This is a genomic window from Micromonospora globosa (assembly GCF_000717585.1).
Lineage (GTDB): Bacteria > Actinomycetota > Actinomycetes > Mycobacteriales > Micromonosporaceae > Micromonospora > Micromonospora aurantiaca.
Genome location: NZ_JNZR01000004.1, coordinates 100,701 through 114,462 on the forward strand (window position 1 = coordinate 100,701; position 13,762 = coordinate 114,462).

The 13,762-nt window shown below is 72.5% G+C and carries 19 protein-coding genes; 11 read left to right on the top strand and 8 right to left on the bottom strand.

Annotated features, from left to right (window positions below; translation table 11 throughout):
- The first annotated feature begins 46 nt into the window (after window positions 1-46).
- The 4 genes from IF06_RS0106480 to IF06_RS0106495 all read left to right on the top strand — a co-directional run bounded on the left by IF06_RS0106480 (window position 47) and on the right by IF06_RS0106495 (window position 3,295).
- The gene (locus tag IF06_RS0106480; RefSeq protein WP_030269581.1) at window positions 47-1,423 is read left to right on the top strand and encodes an MFS transporter; all 1,377 of its coding nucleotides are present in this window, start codon (window positions 47-49) and stop codon (window positions 1,421-1,423) included.
- A 217-nt stretch (window positions 1,424-1,640) separates the two neighbouring features.
- Window positions 1,641-2,453 (top strand): SDR family oxidoreductase, encoded by an 813-nt coding sequence (locus tag IF06_RS0106485; protein ID WP_232236629.1) that lies wholly within the window; start codon window positions 1,641-1,643, stop codon window positions 2,451-2,453.
- A gap of 36 nt (window positions 2,454-2,489) precedes the next feature.
- A complete protein-coding gene (locus tag IF06_RS0106490) occupies window positions 2,490-2,687 on the top strand; it encodes a hypothetical protein (protein WP_013283252.1) in 198 nt (65 codons plus the stop codon).
- A gap of 59 nt (window positions 2,688-2,746) precedes the next feature.
- Window positions 2,747-3,295 carry a YbaK/EbsC family protein gene (locus IF06_RS0106495; RefSeq protein ID WP_030269584.1) on the top strand — a complete coding sequence of 183 codons (549 nt, stop codon included), beginning with the start codon at window positions 2,747-2,749 and terminating at the stop codon, window positions 3,293-3,295.
- 36 nt (window positions 3,296-3,331) lie between these two features.
- Here IF06_RS0106495 and IF06_RS0106500 read toward each other — a convergent pair whose 3' ends face one another.
- The 4 genes from IF06_RS0106500 to IF06_RS0106515 form a co-directional block, all read right to left on the bottom strand.
- Window positions 3,332-3,964 (bottom strand): DsbA family oxidoreductase, encoded by a 633-nt coding sequence (locus tag IF06_RS0106500; RefSeq protein WP_013283254.1) that lies wholly within the window; start codon window positions 3,962-3,964, stop codon window positions 3,332-3,334.
- Window positions 3,965-3,984: 20 nt separating this feature from the next.
- Window positions 3,985-4,410: a SufE family protein gene (locus tag IF06_RS0106505; protein WP_013283255.1), complete on the bottom strand. Its 426-nt coding sequence runs from the start codon at window positions 4,408-4,410 to the stop codon at window positions 3,985-3,987.
- Between the two features lie 78 nt (window positions 4,411-4,488).
- Window positions 4,489-4,908, bottom strand: a complete 420-nt coding sequence (locus tag IF06_RS0106510; protein WP_013283256.1) for a CBS domain-containing protein — start codon at window positions 4,906-4,908, stop codon at window positions 4,489-4,491.
- Between the two features lie 54 nt (window positions 4,909-4,962).
- Window positions 4,963-6,732 (bottom strand): proline--tRNA ligase, encoded by a 1,770-nt coding sequence (locus IF06_RS0106515; protein ID WP_030269587.1) that lies wholly within the window; start codon window positions 6,730-6,732, stop codon window positions 4,963-4,965.
- Window positions 6,733-6,906: 174 nt separating this feature from the next.
- On the opposite strand from IF06_RS0106515, the gene IF06_RS0106520 reads away from it, so the two are divergent.
- Window positions 6,907-7,281 (top strand): VOC family protein, encoded by a 375-nt coding sequence (locus IF06_RS0106520; RefSeq protein ID WP_013283258.1) that lies wholly within the window; start codon window positions 6,907-6,909, stop codon window positions 7,279-7,281.
- 24 nt (window positions 7,282-7,305) lie between these two features.
- Here IF06_RS0106520 and IF06_RS0106525 read toward each other — a convergent pair whose 3' ends face one another.
- Genes IF06_RS0106525 through IF06_RS0106540 form a run of 4 tightly spaced genes read right to left on the bottom strand, consistent with a single transcriptional unit; the run spans window position 7,306 to window position 9,603 of the window.
- Complete coding sequence (locus IF06_RS0106525) at window positions 7,306-8,070, bottom strand: ABC transporter permease (RefSeq protein WP_030269591.1); 765 nt, start codon at window positions 8,068-8,070, stop codon at window positions 7,306-7,308.
- Window positions 8,067-8,879: an ABC transporter ATP-binding protein gene (locus IF06_RS0106530; protein WP_030269593.1), complete on the bottom strand. Its 813-nt coding sequence runs from the start codon at window positions 8,877-8,879 to the stop codon at window positions 8,067-8,069. The genes IF06_RS0106525 and IF06_RS0106530 overlap by 4 nt, the downstream gene beginning before the upstream one ends.
- Window positions 8,876-9,253 carry a DUF1048 domain-containing protein gene (locus tag IF06_RS0106535; RefSeq protein ID WP_030269595.1) on the bottom strand — a complete coding sequence of 126 codons (378 nt, stop codon included), beginning with the start codon at window positions 9,251-9,253 and terminating at the stop codon, window positions 8,876-8,878. The genes IF06_RS0106530 and IF06_RS0106535 overlap by 4 nt, the downstream gene beginning before the upstream one ends.
- 2 nt (window positions 9,254-9,255) lie before the next feature.
- Complete coding sequence (locus IF06_RS0106540) at window positions 9,256-9,603, bottom strand: PadR family transcriptional regulator (protein ID WP_013283262.1); 348 nt, start codon at window positions 9,601-9,603, stop codon at window positions 9,256-9,258.
- Window positions 9,604-9,723: 120 nt separating this feature from the next.
- Here IF06_RS0106540 and IF06_RS0106545 point away from each other — a divergent pair, with 120 nt between their 5' ends.
- The 6 genes from IF06_RS0106545 to IF06_RS0106570 all read left to right on the top strand — a co-directional run bounded on the left by IF06_RS0106545 (window position 9,724) and on the right by IF06_RS0106570 (window position 13,642).
- On the top strand, window positions 9,724-10,491 hold the full coding sequence (locus tag IF06_RS0106545; RefSeq protein ID WP_030269597.1) for a class I SAM-dependent methyltransferase: 768 nt from the start codon (window positions 9,724-9,726) through the stop codon (window positions 10,489-10,491).
- A 29-nt stretch (window positions 10,492-10,520) separates the two neighbouring features.
- Window positions 10,521-10,826 carry a hypothetical protein gene (locus IF06_RS0106550; RefSeq protein ID WP_036310341.1) on the top strand — a complete coding sequence of 102 codons (306 nt, stop codon included), beginning with the start codon at window positions 10,521-10,523 and terminating at the stop codon, window positions 10,824-10,826.
- A complete protein-coding gene (locus IF06_RS0106555) occupies window positions 10,823-11,380 on the top strand; it encodes a putative immunity protein (protein ID WP_030269600.1) in 558 nt (185 codons plus the stop codon). The genes IF06_RS0106550 and IF06_RS0106555 overlap by 4 nt, the downstream gene beginning before the upstream one ends.
- Complete coding sequence (locus IF06_RS0106560; RefSeq protein ID WP_030269603.1) at window positions 11,377-11,892, top strand: putative immunity protein; 516 nt, start codon at window positions 11,377-11,379, stop codon at window positions 11,890-11,892. The genes IF06_RS0106555 and IF06_RS0106560 overlap by 4 nt, the downstream gene beginning before the upstream one ends.
- Window positions 11,893-12,008: 116 nt before the next feature.
- Window positions 12,009-12,539, top strand: coding sequence for a SigE family RNA polymerase sigma factor (locus IF06_RS0106565; RefSeq protein WP_030269604.1), 531 nt, complete (start codon window positions 12,009-12,011; stop codon window positions 12,537-12,539).
- A complete protein-coding gene (locus IF06_RS0106570) occupies window positions 12,536-13,642 on the top strand; it encodes a hypothetical protein (protein WP_030269606.1) in 1,107 nt (368 codons plus the stop codon). Before IF06_RS0106565 ends, IF06_RS0106570 begins: the two co-directional genes overlap by 4 nt.
- The last annotated feature ends 120 nt before the right edge of the window (window positions 13,643-13,762 follow it).

A 13,762-nucleotide genomic window follows, 5' to 3' on the forward strand; every position in this document is an offset into this window, starting at 1 on the left:
CGCCACAGTTGACCTCAACCGGGGGTGAGGTCCGAGGCTGAACGCCATGACCAGCACCACCGCCGTTCCGGCTGATCCACCCGTCGACCTCTGGTCGCCGCGCCTGCGGGCGATGACGGTGGGCAGTGTCGCCCTGGTGTCCCTGCTCGCGTTCGAGGCGCTGGCGGTGGGCACCGCCATGCCGACCGTGGCGCGCAGCCTCGACGGGCTCGGCCTGTACGCGCTGGCGTTCGGCGGTTCCTTCGCCTCCGGCGTGGTGGCGATGGTCGCCTCCGGCATCTGGTGCGACGCGCGCGGGCCGCGCCCGGCCATGTGGCACGGTGTCGTCTGGTTCGTCGCCGGGCTCGTGGTGGCCGGCGCCGCCACGACCATGGAGGTGCTGGTCGTCGGGCGGGTGGTGCAGGGCTTCGGCTCCGGACTGGTCTCGGTGGCGCTCTACGTGGTCGTCGGGCAGGCGTACCCGGAGCAGTTGCGGCGGCGGATCTTCGCCGCGTTCGCCGCGGCCTGGGTGGTGCCGTCGCTGGTCGGACCGGCCCTGGCCGGACTGATCGTGGAACATCTGGGCTGGCGGTGGGTGTTCCTCGCGGTGCCGGCGGTGGCGATCCCGGCGGCGCTGCTGGTCCAGCCGGGGCTGCGGGCGCTGACCGCCACCGTGGCGACCCGCCCGCCGGCGGGTGCCCTGGCCCGGATCGGCTGGGCCTGCGGGGCGGGGGCGAGCGCCGCACTGCTGCACTACGGGGGGCAGCAGCGCGGCGTGCTCGCCGCCGCCCTGATCGCCGGGGCGCTGGCCGGGCTGTTCGTCTGCGTGCCGCACCTGCTGCCGGCCGGGTTCCTGCGCGCGGCGCGGGGACTGCCGACGGTGATCGGCCTGCGCGCGCTGGCGTCGGCGGCGTTCGTGGCCGCCGAGGTGGTGATCCCGCTGATGCTGTCCCGGGAGCGCGGTTTCTCGCCCACCGGTGCCGGCCTGGTGCTGACCGTCGGGGCGCTGTCCTGGTCGGTCGGCTCGTGGATCCAGGGGCGGATCGGCTCACCCCGCTCGGCGGCGACGCTGCCCCGGGCCGGGCTGGCCTGCATCACGATCGGTACGGCGGGCGTGGCGTCGGCGCTGGTGCCCGGACTGCCGGTGCTGCCGGCCGTGCTGAGCTGGTCGGTGGCCGGGCTGGGCATGGGCCTGCTCTATCCGTCGCTGTCGGTGCTCACCCTGGAGCAGTCCGCCCCGGCCGAGCAGGGCCGCAACAGCTCCGCGCTGCAACTGGGCGACTCGCTCGCCGCCGCCACAGTGCTGGCGCTCACCGGCGCGGTCCTGGCCGCCGGTGCGTCCCCCGGCCCGGCCGGCTTCGCGACCACGCTGGCCGTGGCAGCCGCCTGCGGCCTGCTGGGCCTGCTGCTGGCCGGCCGGGTGGTCCTCCGCCCCACCCCCTGACCGCCCTGCCCGCCCCCCGCCCCTCCCCACCCTCTGCCGGTTGATCAAGGAGTTCGGGTCGGTTTTCGAGCCTCCGTCCGACACGAACTCCTTGGTCAACAAAGGGAGGGCAGGGCCGAGGTGGCCCTCGGGGGCGCAGGATCGGGGTGAAAGGGGCCGGGGGCGGGCGGCTGTCACGATCCGGGTCGGCGTTCCGTCCCAATCGGGGAGCCGCGGTGTGGCGGTCGCGCGTGGGCGGGAGGAGTGGGCGATGCGGGTGCTGGTGACCGGGGCGACCGGGCGGCTCGGGCGAGTGGCGGTGCCGCGGCTGCGGGACGAGGGCTTCACGCTGCGCGCGATGAGCCGCGGACCGCGTACCGGGGACGGGGTCGAGTGGGTGACCGCCGACCTGGCCACCGGCGCCGGGCTGGCGGAGGCGGTCGCCGGGGTGGACGCGGTGCTGCACCTGGCCTCGTCGCCGCAGCGGCGCACCCACGACATCGACGTGCTCGGCACCCGCCGGCTCGCGGTGGCGGCCGGTCACGCCGGGGTGCGTCACCTGGTCTTCGTGTCGATCGTCGGCGTCGACCGGGTGCCGTTGGGCTACTACCGGCACAAGCTCGCGGCTGAGCAGGTCGTGGCCGCCGGACCGGTGCCGTGGAGCGTGTTGCGGGCGACCCAGTTCCCGGAGTTCCTGGAAGGGCTGCTCAGCGGCGCGAGCCGCCTCGGCCCGGTGATCGGGGACCGGGCCGTGCTCGCCCAGCCGGTCGACCCCGGTGAGGTGGCGGACCGGCTCGCCGTCCTGCTGCTGGCCGGGCCGTCGAACCGGGTGGAGGACTTCGGCGGACCGGAGGTGCTGCGCTACGAAGACGCGGCCCGCGCCTGGCTCGCGGCCCGGCGGGTACGCCGTCCGCTGCTGCCGGTCCGGATCCCCGGCCGGCTCGGACGGGAGCTGCGCGCGGGCGGCCTCACCACGACCGCCACGCCGACCGGCACCCGGACCTGGGCCGACCACCTCGCGGACACGTACGGGGGAACCGCCGGAAGATGAGAAACGGTCGGGTCCGCACCGGCCTACGGTGACCGCATGCTGGTCTTCGTCGCCACAGTGGTCCTGTACGTCTTCGGTTTCGTCTTCCTCTACGGCGTGATCCGGGTCGGCGTCCGGCACGGCATCGAGGACGCCGAGGCGAACCGTCCCGAGGTGCTGCGCCGCCGGCAGCTCACCACGACCGAGAGCCGGGACTTCGCGCAGGAGAACGCGTTCCTCACCAATCCCAACTGAAGGGCGGGGGCGGGGTCCGGCCGGTCGATCCGCCGGGCGGGTGCGAGGATCGCGGCATGATGGGGACGCTGAAGACGGAGCCGGCCCGAACCCGGCTCGACCTGCTGGCTCCGCCGGTCGCCGCGGCCCTGCAGGATTGGCCGGCCGAGGCCCCGGTGGACGTGGACGACGTACTGGTCGCCCCGATCGACGCCGACCTGGCCGACACCGCTGCCTTCTGCGAGGCGTACGGGGTGGGGCTGGAGGAGTCGGCCAACTGCGTGGTGGTCGCCGGCAAGCGCGGCGGCGAGATCCGGTACGCGGCCTGTGTCGTGCTCGCCACCACCCGTGCCGACGTCAACGGTGTGGTCCGCAAGCTGCTCGAAGTGCGCAAGGCGAGCTTCGCGCCGATGGCCGAGGCGGTCGAGTCGAGCGGCATGGAGTACGGCGGCATCACGCCGATCGGCCTGCCGGCGGACTGGCCGATCCTCGTCGACTCCCGGGTGATCGCCACGCCGCACGTGATCATCGGTTCGGGCGTACGGCACAGCAAGATCGCCCTGCCCGGGCCGGCGCTCGGCGCGCTGCCCGGGGCGAGGGTGGTGGAGGACCTGGCCAGGCCGGCCTAGGTCCTCATCCGCATCGATCTTGTTCCACGTGAAACATCAGGCTGCCGCTTCGCGCTGCGCCACCTCGCGCAGCGCGGCGAGCAGCGTCTCCGGCTCCTGGGCGCCGGTGACCGCGTACTTTCCGGCCAGCACGAAGGTCGGCACGCTGGAGACGCCGAGCTGGTGGGCGGTGCTCAGGTCGGCGGCGACCTCCCGGCGGCCCAGGTTCGACTCCAGGTACTGCCGCGCCTCGGTCTCGTCCAGCCCGGCCTCGCCGGCCAGCGTGACGAGCGCGTCGATCGAGCCGACGTCGACGCCGTCGTGGAAGTGCGCCCGGTAGAGCCGCTCGACCATCTCGGCGGAGCGCCCGTGCTCGGTGGCGAAACGCACCAGCCGGTGCGCGTCGAACGTGTTCGCGGCCACCGCCCGGTCGAACCGCAGGTCCAGGCCCGCGCCCGCGGCGACGCCCGTCACGTGCGCGGCCATGCCCTCGGCCTTGTCCCGCCCGCCGAACTTGTCGCCGAGCGCCTCCAGCAGCGGCTTCGGCTCGGTGACCGGAGTCGGGTCCAGCTGGAACGGCCGGAACCGGACGTTCACCTCGCCGTCGTACGACTCCAGGGCCTGTTCCAGCCGGCGCTTGCCGATCCAGCACCAGGGGCAGACCACGTCGGCGTAGATCTCGATGTCCATGACCAGCGACAACCCGCGGGTCAGGAGATCTGTTCCCGGACCTGGCGCTTGAGCCGGGCCAGGATGGCGGTGCCGCCGCGTACGCGCAGCGGGCTGATCGCCTGCGCCAGGCCCATCCGCTGGTAGAGGTCGTCCGGTACGGCGAGCACCTCCTCGGCGCTCGCCCCGGCCAGCCCTTCGGCGAGGATGCCGGCGAACGCCCGGGTGGTGGGCGCCTCCGGCGGGCAGTCGAACACAGTGCTCACGGTCTTGTCCGCGTTCACCTCGGCGCGCAGGAAGAACGCGGTCTGGCACTCGGGGACCTGCTCCAGTTCCTCCCGGTTCACACCCTCGGGCAGGGGCGGGATCACGTCCGCGAACTCCAGCAGCATCTCCAGGACGACGTCGCGGGGCGCGGCGGCGAACTCGTCGACGATCTCGGCCAGCTTGGTCGGCATCTCGGGCATGGGTCGAGGCTATCCGCCGCCGGGCGTCGCCACCCGGCGGTGCCGAGCGGGGCCCCGCCGCACGTGCGGAGCCCGCGCTCACACGTTCGGCGCGGCCTCGCTGATGTCGCTGAGCGCCGAGTGGGGGTCGAGCTGCATGGCGAGGTCACCGAGGGAGACGATGCCGACGAGCTTGCGGTCGCTGTCGCACACCAGCACCCGGCGGATGTTGCGCTCGCGCATCAGCGCCGCCGCCTCGTTCGCCGTGCAGTGCTGTTCAATCATCACCACCTCGCGGGTGATGATCGAGCCGATCGTGGTGGTGCCGGGGTCGGCACGCTCGGCCACCGCCCGGACCACGATGTCGCGGTCGGTCAGCATGCCGGCGAGCGTGGCGCCGTCGGTCACCACCACGTCGCCGATGTCCGACTCCTTCATCACCCGGGCCGCCTCGTCCAACGGGGTCTCCGCCGAGAGGTAGACCACCTGCCTGGTCATCACGTCACTGACGCGGAACATGAGAGCCTCCGAACGCTTTGGTCGATCCGTCTGCGGTACCCGGTGGCGCGCTCGCTACACCCCGTCGCGGCGCGTCGCGCCCGCCTCGTCGCGCAGGCGCTCCACGATGGCCTCCACCGGCAGCTCGGTGCGCTCGCCGGTGGCCCGGTCGCGCAGTTCCACGTACCCCTCGGCCAGGCGGCGGCCGACCACGACGGCGCGCGGGATGCCGATCAGCTCGGCGTCGGTGAACTTCACCCCGGCGGACACGTGCGTGCGGTCGTCGACCAGCACCCGCAGGCCGGCGGCGGCGAGGCGCCCGCCGAGGTCGAGCGCCGCATCGAGCTGCGGCCCTTTCCCGGCGGCGATCAGGTGTACGTCGCACGGCGCGACCGCCGCGGGCCAGACCAGCCCTCGGTCGTCGTGGTGCTGCTCGGCCACTGCGGCGACCGCCCGGGACACGCCGATGCCGTAGCAGCCCATCGTGGGCCGGACCGGCTTGCCCTCGGGGCCGAGGACGTCGACCGCGAACGCGTCGGTGTACCGGCGTCCGAGCTGGAAGATGTGCCCGATCTCGATGCCCCGCCGGATGGTCAGCTCGCCGTCGGCGCAGGCAGGGCAGCTGTCGCCGGGCCGCACCTCGGCGGCGTCGATCGTGCCGTCCGGTACGAAGTCGCGCCCGCACACCACGTCGGTGGCGTGCCGGCCCGGCTCGTTCGCGCCGGTCAGCCAGGAGGTGCCGGGCACCACGCGGGGGTCGACCAGGTAGCGGATGCCGTGCTTGGCCAGGATCTGCGGGCCGATGTAGCCGCGGACCAGCTCCGGGTGCGCGTCCCAGTCCTCGAAGACCGCCACTGTGGCCGGGGCGAGCACCGCCTCGACCCGCTTGAGGTCGACCTCGCGGTCGCCGGGCAGGCCGATCACCAGCGGTTCGCCCTGTTCGGCGCCGGACCGTCGGACGGTGAGGACCACGTTCTTCAACGTGTCGGCGGCGGTCCAGCCGGTGCGCCCGCCCAGCTCCCGGGCCTCGGCCAGCTCGACCAGTGCAGCGATGGTCGGCGTCTCCGGGGTGTCGTGCACCTCGGCGGGCGGGTACGCGTCGGGGTCGCCGGCGGCCGGGGCGCGGGTCACCACCGCCTCGGTGTTCGCCGCGTAGTCGCAGGCGGTGCAGCCGACGAACGTGTCCTCGCCGACCGGCGTGGCGGCCAGGAACTCCTCCGAGGCGGACCCACCCATCGCGCCGGACATCGCGTGGACAGTGGTGAAGTCCAGGCCGAGCCGGGTGAAGACGCGCTCGTAGGCGGCCCGGTGCCGGTCGTACGCCGCCTGGAGCCCGGCCTCGTCCAGGTCGAACGAGTAGGCGTCCTTCATCAGGAACTCGCGCCCGCGCAGCAGACCGGCCCGGGGCCGGGCCTCGTCGCGGAACTTGGTCTGGATCTGGAACAGCGTCACCGGGAAGTCCCGGTACGAGGTGAACAGGTCCTTCACCAGCAGCGCGGCCAGCTCCTCGTGGGTCGGCGCGAGCAGGTGCTCGGCGCCCTTGCGGTCGGCGAGCGTGAAGATGTCGTCCCCGTACTCGGTCCACCGCCCGCTGGTCCGGTACGGCTCGGCCGGGAGCAGCGCCGGGAAGTGCACCTCCTGGTCGCCGATTCCGGTCATCTCGTCCCGCACGATCGCGGTGATCCGGTCCAGCACGAGTTTGCCCAGCGGCAGCCAGGTGTAGCCGCCCGGCGCGGCCCGGCGGACGTAACCGGCGCGCAGCAGCAGCCGGTGGCTCGGCACCTCCGCGTCGGCCGGGTCCTCGCGCAGGGTCCGGAGCAGCAGGGTCGACATGCGCAGCAGCATTGGCGCAGCTTATGGCGCGAGCGGACGACCGGGCGATCCCTTTCCGCGCTCGTGTCGGATCGATCGTCGCCAGCTCGGCGAGGTGGCGGCATCCGACTGGTGTCGATACCGCCACCCCGCCGAGCTGGCGCGGACGGTCCAGCAAACGTCCCGGGGGTCGGGTAGGAATGCGGCATGGCTGAGCGACCGCTGATGAAGCTGACGACCACGGTGCTGGACGCGCCGTCCGCAGAGGACCTGGCCGCGTTCTACGAGCGGCTGCTCGGCTGGTCCCGTCGCGAGGACGAGTCCGACTGGGTGGTGCTGGCTCCGCCGGACGGCGGCACCTGGCTGGCCTTCCAGGACGAGCCGGCCTACGTGCGCCCGGTATGGCCCGCCGGGCCCGGCGACCCGCCGATGATGACCCACCTGGACATCAAGGTCGACGACCTGGAGGCCGCCTCGGCGTACGCGGTGTCGGTGGGCGCGACACTGGCCGACTTCCAGCCGCAGGACGACGTCCGGGTGCACCTCGACCCGGCCGGTCACCCGTTCTGCCTCTACCTGTGACGGGTGACCGGCTCCCACGGCCGGCTAGCTGACCTTGGTGCGGTAGATCGCCGTCGCGGCGGCGTAGGCGGCCAGGAGCAGGCCGGCGCACCAGGCGAGCGCGATCCAGACGTCGTTGCCGACGGGTTGCTGAGCGAAGAGCGCGCGGAGGGTGTTCACGATCGATGTCACCGGCTGGTTGTCGGCGAACCAGGCGACCGGGCCGGGCATCGAGTCGGTGGGGACGAACGCCGAGCTGATGAAGGGCAGGAAGATCAGCGGGTAGCTGAAGGCGCTCGCGCCGTCGACGGTCTTGGCGGACAGGCCCGCGATGACGGCGACCCAGGTCAGGGCGAGGGTGAACAGGATCAGGATGCCGGCTGCGGCGAGCCAGCCGACCACCGATGCGCCCGTCCGGAATCCCATGATCAGGGCGACGCCTGTGACGATCACGAGCGAGGCCAGGTTGGCGACGAGCGAGGTCAGGACATGCGCCCAGAGCACTGAGGGCCGCGGATTCGGCATCGACTGGAAGCGCTCGAAGATGCCGCCCTGCATGTCGAGGAACAGGCGGTACGCCGTGTAGGCGATGCCGGACGCGATCGTGATGAGGAGGATGCCCGGCAGCATGTAGTTGATGTACGACTCGCCGGATCCGGTGTTGATGGCTCCACCGAGCACGTACACGAAGAGCAGCATCAGCGCGACGGGTGTGACCGCCGTGGTGATGATGGTGTCCGGGCTGCGGAGGATGTGCCGCAGGGAACGGCCGGTGAGGGTTCCGGTGTCGCTGAGGACGTGGATGGTCATCGGGATTCCTCTCCTGCGGGCACGGCTGCCTTGTCGGCGGCCCTGGCGGTGTGGCCCACGAGGGCGAGGAAGACGTCCTCAAGGGTCGGCTGCTTCTCGACGTACTCGACCTTCGCGGTCGGGAGGAGCCGCTTCAGCTCGGCGAGAGTGCCGTTCTGGATGATCGTTCCCTCGTGCAGGATCGCGATCCGGTCGGCGAGTTGCTCGGCCTCGTCGAGGTACTGGGTGGTGAGCAGGATGGTGGTGCCGTCCTCGGCGAGCTGCCGCACTGTCCGCCAGACCTCGATGCGGGCCTGCGGGTCGAGGCCGGTGGTCGGCTCGTCGAGGAACACGACCGGCGGGTTGCCGACGAGACTCATCGCGATGTCCAGCCGCCGGCGCATGCCGCCCGAGTACGTCCCCGCCCGGCGGTTCCCGGCGTCGGTGAGGGAGAAACGGGCCAGCATGTCGTCGGCGACCGCACCCGGATTCCTCAGGTGGCGGAGCTTCGCGACCAGGACCAGGTTCTCCCGGCCGGTGAGCACTTCGTCGACGGCGGCGAACTGGCCGGTCAGGCTGATCGACTTGCGTACCTCGGCGGGAACCGAAGCGACGTCGAAGCCGTGGACGGTCGCGGTGCCGGTGTCCGCCTTGAGCAGCGTCGACAGGATCCGCACGAGCGTGGTCTTTCCGGCGCCGTTCGAGCCGAGCAGAGCGAAGATGCTCCCGGCCGTCACCTCGAGGTCGACGCCCCGCAGCACGTGCAGGTCCTTGTAGGACTTGGTGATGCCCCGAACCCGGATGGCGGGTTCGCGCGTCGCGGTGGTCATGAGCGTTCCTCCCCGCTGTTGCCGGCGGCGGCGTCGATCGCCTTCCGGAGGCGCTCGCGCTCCTTGTCCATCCACTGCCTCCCGGAGTACGCGGACACGAACGTCTCGGCGAACTCGACCGGGTCGTCGCCGACGATCGCGCGGACGGGCGTGTTGTCGGCGACCGCGCGCTCCCAGAGGTCCACGGAGTCGCCGAGCATCGCGACGAGTGTGTTCCCGTCGACGATCCCGCCCTGGTACATGAAGTACCGCTGGAGCGCCTTGGCCGCGCTGCGATGGGGTTCCGGCAGGGCCTCCATGCGGGCCATGTGCCGCTTGTACTGCTTCTTCTGGTCGAGCGATCCGACGAGCGTCTCGATCCACTTCGCGGCCATGCTCATGCTCCTTCGTCGTGCCGGTCGTCGTCGTCACGAAGGTGGTCGATGCGTTCCGCGAGGACGCTCCACGTCCGCCAGAACTCGGCGAGCTGATCCCGCCCCTTTGCGTTGATCGAATACACCTTCCGCGGGGGCCCCTTCTCGGAGGGAACCTTCTCCACGTCCACGAAACCGCGTTGCTCGACGCGGACGAGCAGCGCGTAGATGGTGCCTTCCGCGATGTCCGAGAATCCGCGGTCGCGCAGCCAGGCGGTGATCTCGTAGCCGTACGCGGATCGCCGGGCCAGGATCGCCAGGACGATGCCTTCGAGGGTGCCCTTCAGCATCTCCGTCATCTGGTTGGCCATGTCCTCGTTCCCTCGCTATTGAGCGTCGCTGAGTACCAGTAGAAAGTAACACTAGGTACCGGTAGCTAGCAACGCTTAATACCGGGGATCCCGGAGAACCGCTTCCTCTAAGTTCGGCGGATGACCACCACTCCTTCGGCTCGCGCCGTGAGCCAGTACGCGACGACGACGGGCAACCTGACCGCCCGCATGGCGCTGCACTCGTACGGCACCAACCCGCAGGACTGGTTCGCCTGGCTCGGCGAGCGGCTGCCGCTGTCCGGCGACGTGCTGGAGGTGGGCGCCGGCACCGGCGAGCTGTGGCGCCGGGTCGGCCGTCGCGGCCGACTCACCCTCACCGACTTCTCGCCCGCCATGTGCGCGCGGCTGCGCGAGGTGCCCGGCGCGCGGGTGCTGCGCTGCGACGCCACGCACCTGCCGTTCCGCACCGGCGTCGCCGACGCGGTGATCGCCAACAGCATGCTCTACCACCTGGACGATCCGGACGCCGCGCTGCGCGAGTTCGCCCGGGTGCTGCGCCCCGGCGGGCGGCTCGCCGTCGCCGTGAACGGCCGCGACCACATGGCCGAGCTGAACACGCTCGGCGCGGTGATCGGGCGCCCCGACCTGGCTGTCCGGTTCCACGACCGGAACGACGTGACCGCCGAGACGACACCGGCCCGGGTCGCCGCCCACTTCGACGACGTGACGGTCGAGCGCTACCCGGACGAGCTGGTGGTGCCCGCCGCGGAGCCGATCCTCGCGTACGTCGCCAGCATGATCGGGCCGCTGCCCGCCGCGCAGGAGGCGGCCGCCCGCGCCGCGATCGAGGCCCGCATCGACGCCGAGGGCGCCTTCCGGGTACGCAAGCACACAGTGCTGATCAGCTCGACGCGCGGCGCCCGCTGAGCCGGACGAAGGCACGCCAGGCGTCGGGCGTGAAGGTGAGCACCCGCCCCTACCCGCCGGACCACCCGGCCCACCTGCCGATCCGGCCGCTCTGGCTCTGCCGCGCCTGCGGCGGACCGTGGCCCTGCGCGCAGGCCCGCCTGCTGCTCAAGGTCGAGTACGCGGACCACCCCGTCGACCTGGCCGTCTACCTGTCCGGGCTCTACCACGAGGCCACCCACGACCTGTTCCGCCTCAACCCGCAGGACGGGCCGACCCCGCGCGAGCTGTTCGAGCGGTTCGTCGGCTGGGGCCCGTACCGGCGCAGCATCACCGATACGATGCCCGCGACATGACAGCGCCCGGGGACTTCGACCTGACGACGGACGAGCTGCGCGAGGTGGCGCGGTACGCGGTCCGGCACGCGGAGGACGTGCTCCCGGTCTACGAGCGGGCGGTTCCCGGTGACCCGCGTCCCCGCGCGGCTGTCGACGCGGCCTGGACGTTCGCGCGCGGCGCCGCCCGGACGAGACTCCAGCGGGTCACGTCCCTCGACGCGCACCGGGCCGCCCGGTCCGCGCCCACCGAGGCCGCGCGCCTGGCCGCCCGGGCCGCGGGTGACGCCGCCGCGGCCGCGTACCTGCACCCCATCGCGAAGGCCACCCAGGTCGGTCACATCCTGCGGGCGGCCGCCAACGCCGCGCGCGTCGCCGAACTGGAGGCCGGCGGCGACGAGGCCGTCGGGGATTCGCAGGTGGACCGGTCCCGACGGCTCGCCACGCCGGTGCTCGTCGACGTGCTCCGCCGCTATCCGCCGCTGACCGGCGGCGGCAGCCGGGTCGCCCGGCTGATGAGCACTCTGGACCACGACCTGCGCCAGGGCACCGCCGGGCCGGAGGCCGCGTCGTGATCCTGCCGAAGGTCCGCGATCCCCGGTTCACGACGATCCGCCGGGGCGGCACTCTCACCGACGAGCACCACCACCTGCTGGCGCTCTGGGCCGCCATCTGCGCCGAGCACGTCCTCGGCCTGTTCGAGGCGGTCCGGCCGGAGGACAGCCGCCCACGCGAGGCGATCGAGCACGCCCGGGCCTGGGTGCGGGGCGAGGTCAGGATGATGGAGGCGCGTGCGGCGGGCGGTCACGCCATGGGTGCGGCCCGGGACCTGCGCGGGGCGGCACGCAACGCCGCGTACGCCGCCGGTCAGGCCGCCGTCGTGGCCCACGTGGCCGCCCACGAACTCGGTGCCGCCGCGTACGCGATCAAGGCGGTACGCGCGGCGGCACCCGCCGGTCTTGGCGAGGCGGCCGGGCGCGACGAGTGCCGGTGGCAGCGCGACCAGCTCCCGGCGGAGATCCGCGACCTGGTCCTGGACGACCAGCGCCTGCGCAACGACATCTGCTGGTCGGTCTTCGACTGCTGACGTCCGGCCGAGGGCTGTCGAGAAAGAGTCACCGGCGGCGGCAACCATGGCGTGCACAGGTGGCGTCTCGGAAGGCGTCACGCTGATGTACCACCTGACCCCAAGGACCGGCTCGTGTGGACCCTCTCCTGAATGAGTTCGACCTGTTCGTCCGAACTCGTACCCCCGCGTTACTGCGATCCGCCTACCTGCTGACCGGCGACCAGCATCTGGCCGAGGATCTCGTCCAGTCCGCCCTCGCCCGTACCCACCGTGCCTGGAACCGGTTGCACGAGACCGGCAACGCGGAGGCGTACACCCGGAAGACCATGTACCACCTGCAGGTCTCCTGGTGGCGGCGCCGCCGGGTGGCCGAGTCGATGCCGGGCGACATGCCCGAGCCGCGCGGAGGCGACTCGGCCCCCGACCACGCCCAGCAGACCACGCTCCGGCTGGCTCTCCGGGCCGCGCTGGCCCGGCTGTCCGCCAAGCAACGGGCCGTGCTGGTCCTGCGGTTCTTCGAGGACCGCACCGAATCCGAGGCCGCCGACCTGCTCGGCGTGACCGTCGGCACCGTCAAGAGCCAGACCTCCAAGGCGCTGGCGAAGCTGCGCAGCGTGGCCCCGGAGCTCGCCGAGCTGTACGTCACGGAAGGAACCGCCCGATGAACCAGGACCGACTGCGTCTCGACCTGTCCGACCTGGCCGAGGAGGTCACCCCGGTCGACCTGCGGGACCGGGCGCTGCGTACCTCGCGGCGGCTCGGCATCCAGCGGGCCGTCGCCACCTCCGCCGCCGCGCTCGTGGTACTGGCCGCCGCGACCGGGACCGCGCTGGCGATCCGGCCGAACAGCCAGGCGCCCGCACCGGCCGGCCCGTCGGTCACAGTCACCGCCCCGCCGGTCGAGCCGTCCCGTACGCCCTCCCCCGACGCGAGTACCGCCACCGGCCAGTCGCAGTCGGCGCTCGCCGGTACCCGCTACTACCTGGAGCAGACGTCCACCCGATCGCGGATCCACGAGGTCCGCGGGACGCGGGACCGGGTGGTCCACGAGGTCGTCCACGAGGCCGCCTCTCGCTGCGAGTCCAACACCGTCAGCGTCTCGCCGGACGGCAAGCGGGTGGTCTGGGTGCAGGACAGCACCGACAACGCGAGCGGGGTGCTGCTGATCGCCACCGTCGGAGACAAGGGGGCGACGACCCTCGCGGAGGGGATCAGTTGTTTCGGCGCCCGGCCGATGCGGTGGAAGGGCGACGACCGGCTGATGGTGCAGCGGAAGAACGGCCAGTCCGTGCTCTACGACGTGGTGGCCAACAAGCAGGTCGTCGGCGACCCGGGCCAGGAGACCAAACGCTGCTGGTCCGCCGACGGCACCTGGCTGGCCGCCGAGTCGGACGGCAAACCCTACGTCTCGGACACCACCGACCTGCGGCAGTACACCTACACCCCTCCCCAGCAGGAGGCCGCGAAGTGGGACGGCTGGGAGGCCCGCAGCGTGTCCACCGACGGCCGCTACGTGGCAGTGGGCTGGATCGGCACCGACCCGTCCCGCCGGGACGGCAGCTTCGCGGTCGTCGACACCAGGACCAGCAAGGTGGTCGACCTGCCCGGCACGGGCGAGGTGCGGAGCATCCTGTTCAGCGCCGACGGCACGGTGCTGCTGCGGCGCGGCACCGGCATCACGGTCCTCGACCGTGAGTTCAAGCCACTCGGCACGGTGACCGAGCCGGCACCGACCCGGAACCGGGCACTGCTGGCGTACGTGCCCTGAGCCGCCTCAGACAACCCCTACAGGCCCCTGGCGCTTCGTGCGCCGGGGGCATGTCCGCGTCCGCCGACCCGGGGCCGAAGTTCTTTCGATCAGGCGGCAACCATGCAGATCGAAACCGAC

Coding starts and splice junctions, on each gene's coding strand:
- IF06_RS0106480 (WP_030269581.1), top strand. CDS start 47: ATGACCAGCACCACCGCCGTTCCGGCTGATCCACCCGTCGACCTCTGG.
- IF06_RS0106490 (WP_013283252.1), top strand. CDS start 2,490: ATGCTGGTCTTCGTCGCCACAGTGGTCCTGTACGTCTTCGGTTTCGTC.
- IF06_RS0106495 (WP_030269584.1), top strand. CDS start 2,747: ATGGGGACGCTGAAGACGGAGCCGGCCCGAACCCGGCTCGACCTGCTG.
- IF06_RS0106500 (WP_013283254.1), bottom strand. CDS start 3,964: ATGGACATCGAGATCTACGCCGACGTGGTCTGCCCCTGGTGCTGGATC.
- IF06_RS0106505 (WP_013283255.1), bottom strand. CDS start 4,410: ATGCCCGAGATGCCGACCAAGCTGGCCGAGATCGTCGACGAGTTCGCC.
- IF06_RS0106510 (WP_013283256.1), bottom strand. CDS start 4,908: ATGTTCCGCGTCAGTGACGTGATGACCAGGCAGGTGGTCTACCTCTCG.
- IF06_RS0106515 (WP_030269587.1), bottom strand. CDS start 6,732: ATGCTGCTGCGCATGTCGACCCTGCTGCTCCGGACCCTGCGCGAGGAC.
- IF06_RS0106520 (WP_013283258.1), top strand. CDS start 6,907: ATGGCTGAGCGACCGCTGATGAAGCTGACGACCACGGTGCTGGACGCG.
- IF06_RS0106525 (WP_030269591.1), bottom strand. CDS start 8,070: ATGACCATCCACGTCCTCAGCGACACCGGAACCCTCACCGGCCGTTCC.
- IF06_RS0106530 (WP_030269593.1), bottom strand. CDS start 8,879: ATGACCACCGCGACGCGCGAACCCGCCATCCGGGTTCGGGGCATCACC.
- IF06_RS0106535 (WP_030269595.1), bottom strand. CDS start 9,253: ATGGCCGCGAAGTGGATCGAGACGCTCGTCGGATCGCTCGACCAGAAG.
- IF06_RS0106540 (WP_013283262.1), bottom strand. CDS start 9,603: ATGGCCAACCAGATGACGGAGATGCTGAAGGGCACCCTCGAAGGCATC.
- IF06_RS0106545 (WP_030269597.1), top strand. CDS start 9,724: ATGACCACCACTCCTTCGGCTCGCGCCGTGAGCCAGTACGCGACGACG.
- IF06_RS0106555 (WP_030269600.1), top strand. CDS start 10,823: ATGACAGCGCCCGGGGACTTCGACCTGACGACGGACGAGCTGCGCGAG.
- IF06_RS0106570 (WP_030269606.1), top strand. CDS start 12,536: ATGAACCAGGACCGACTGCGTCTCGACCTGTCCGACCTGGCCGAGGAG.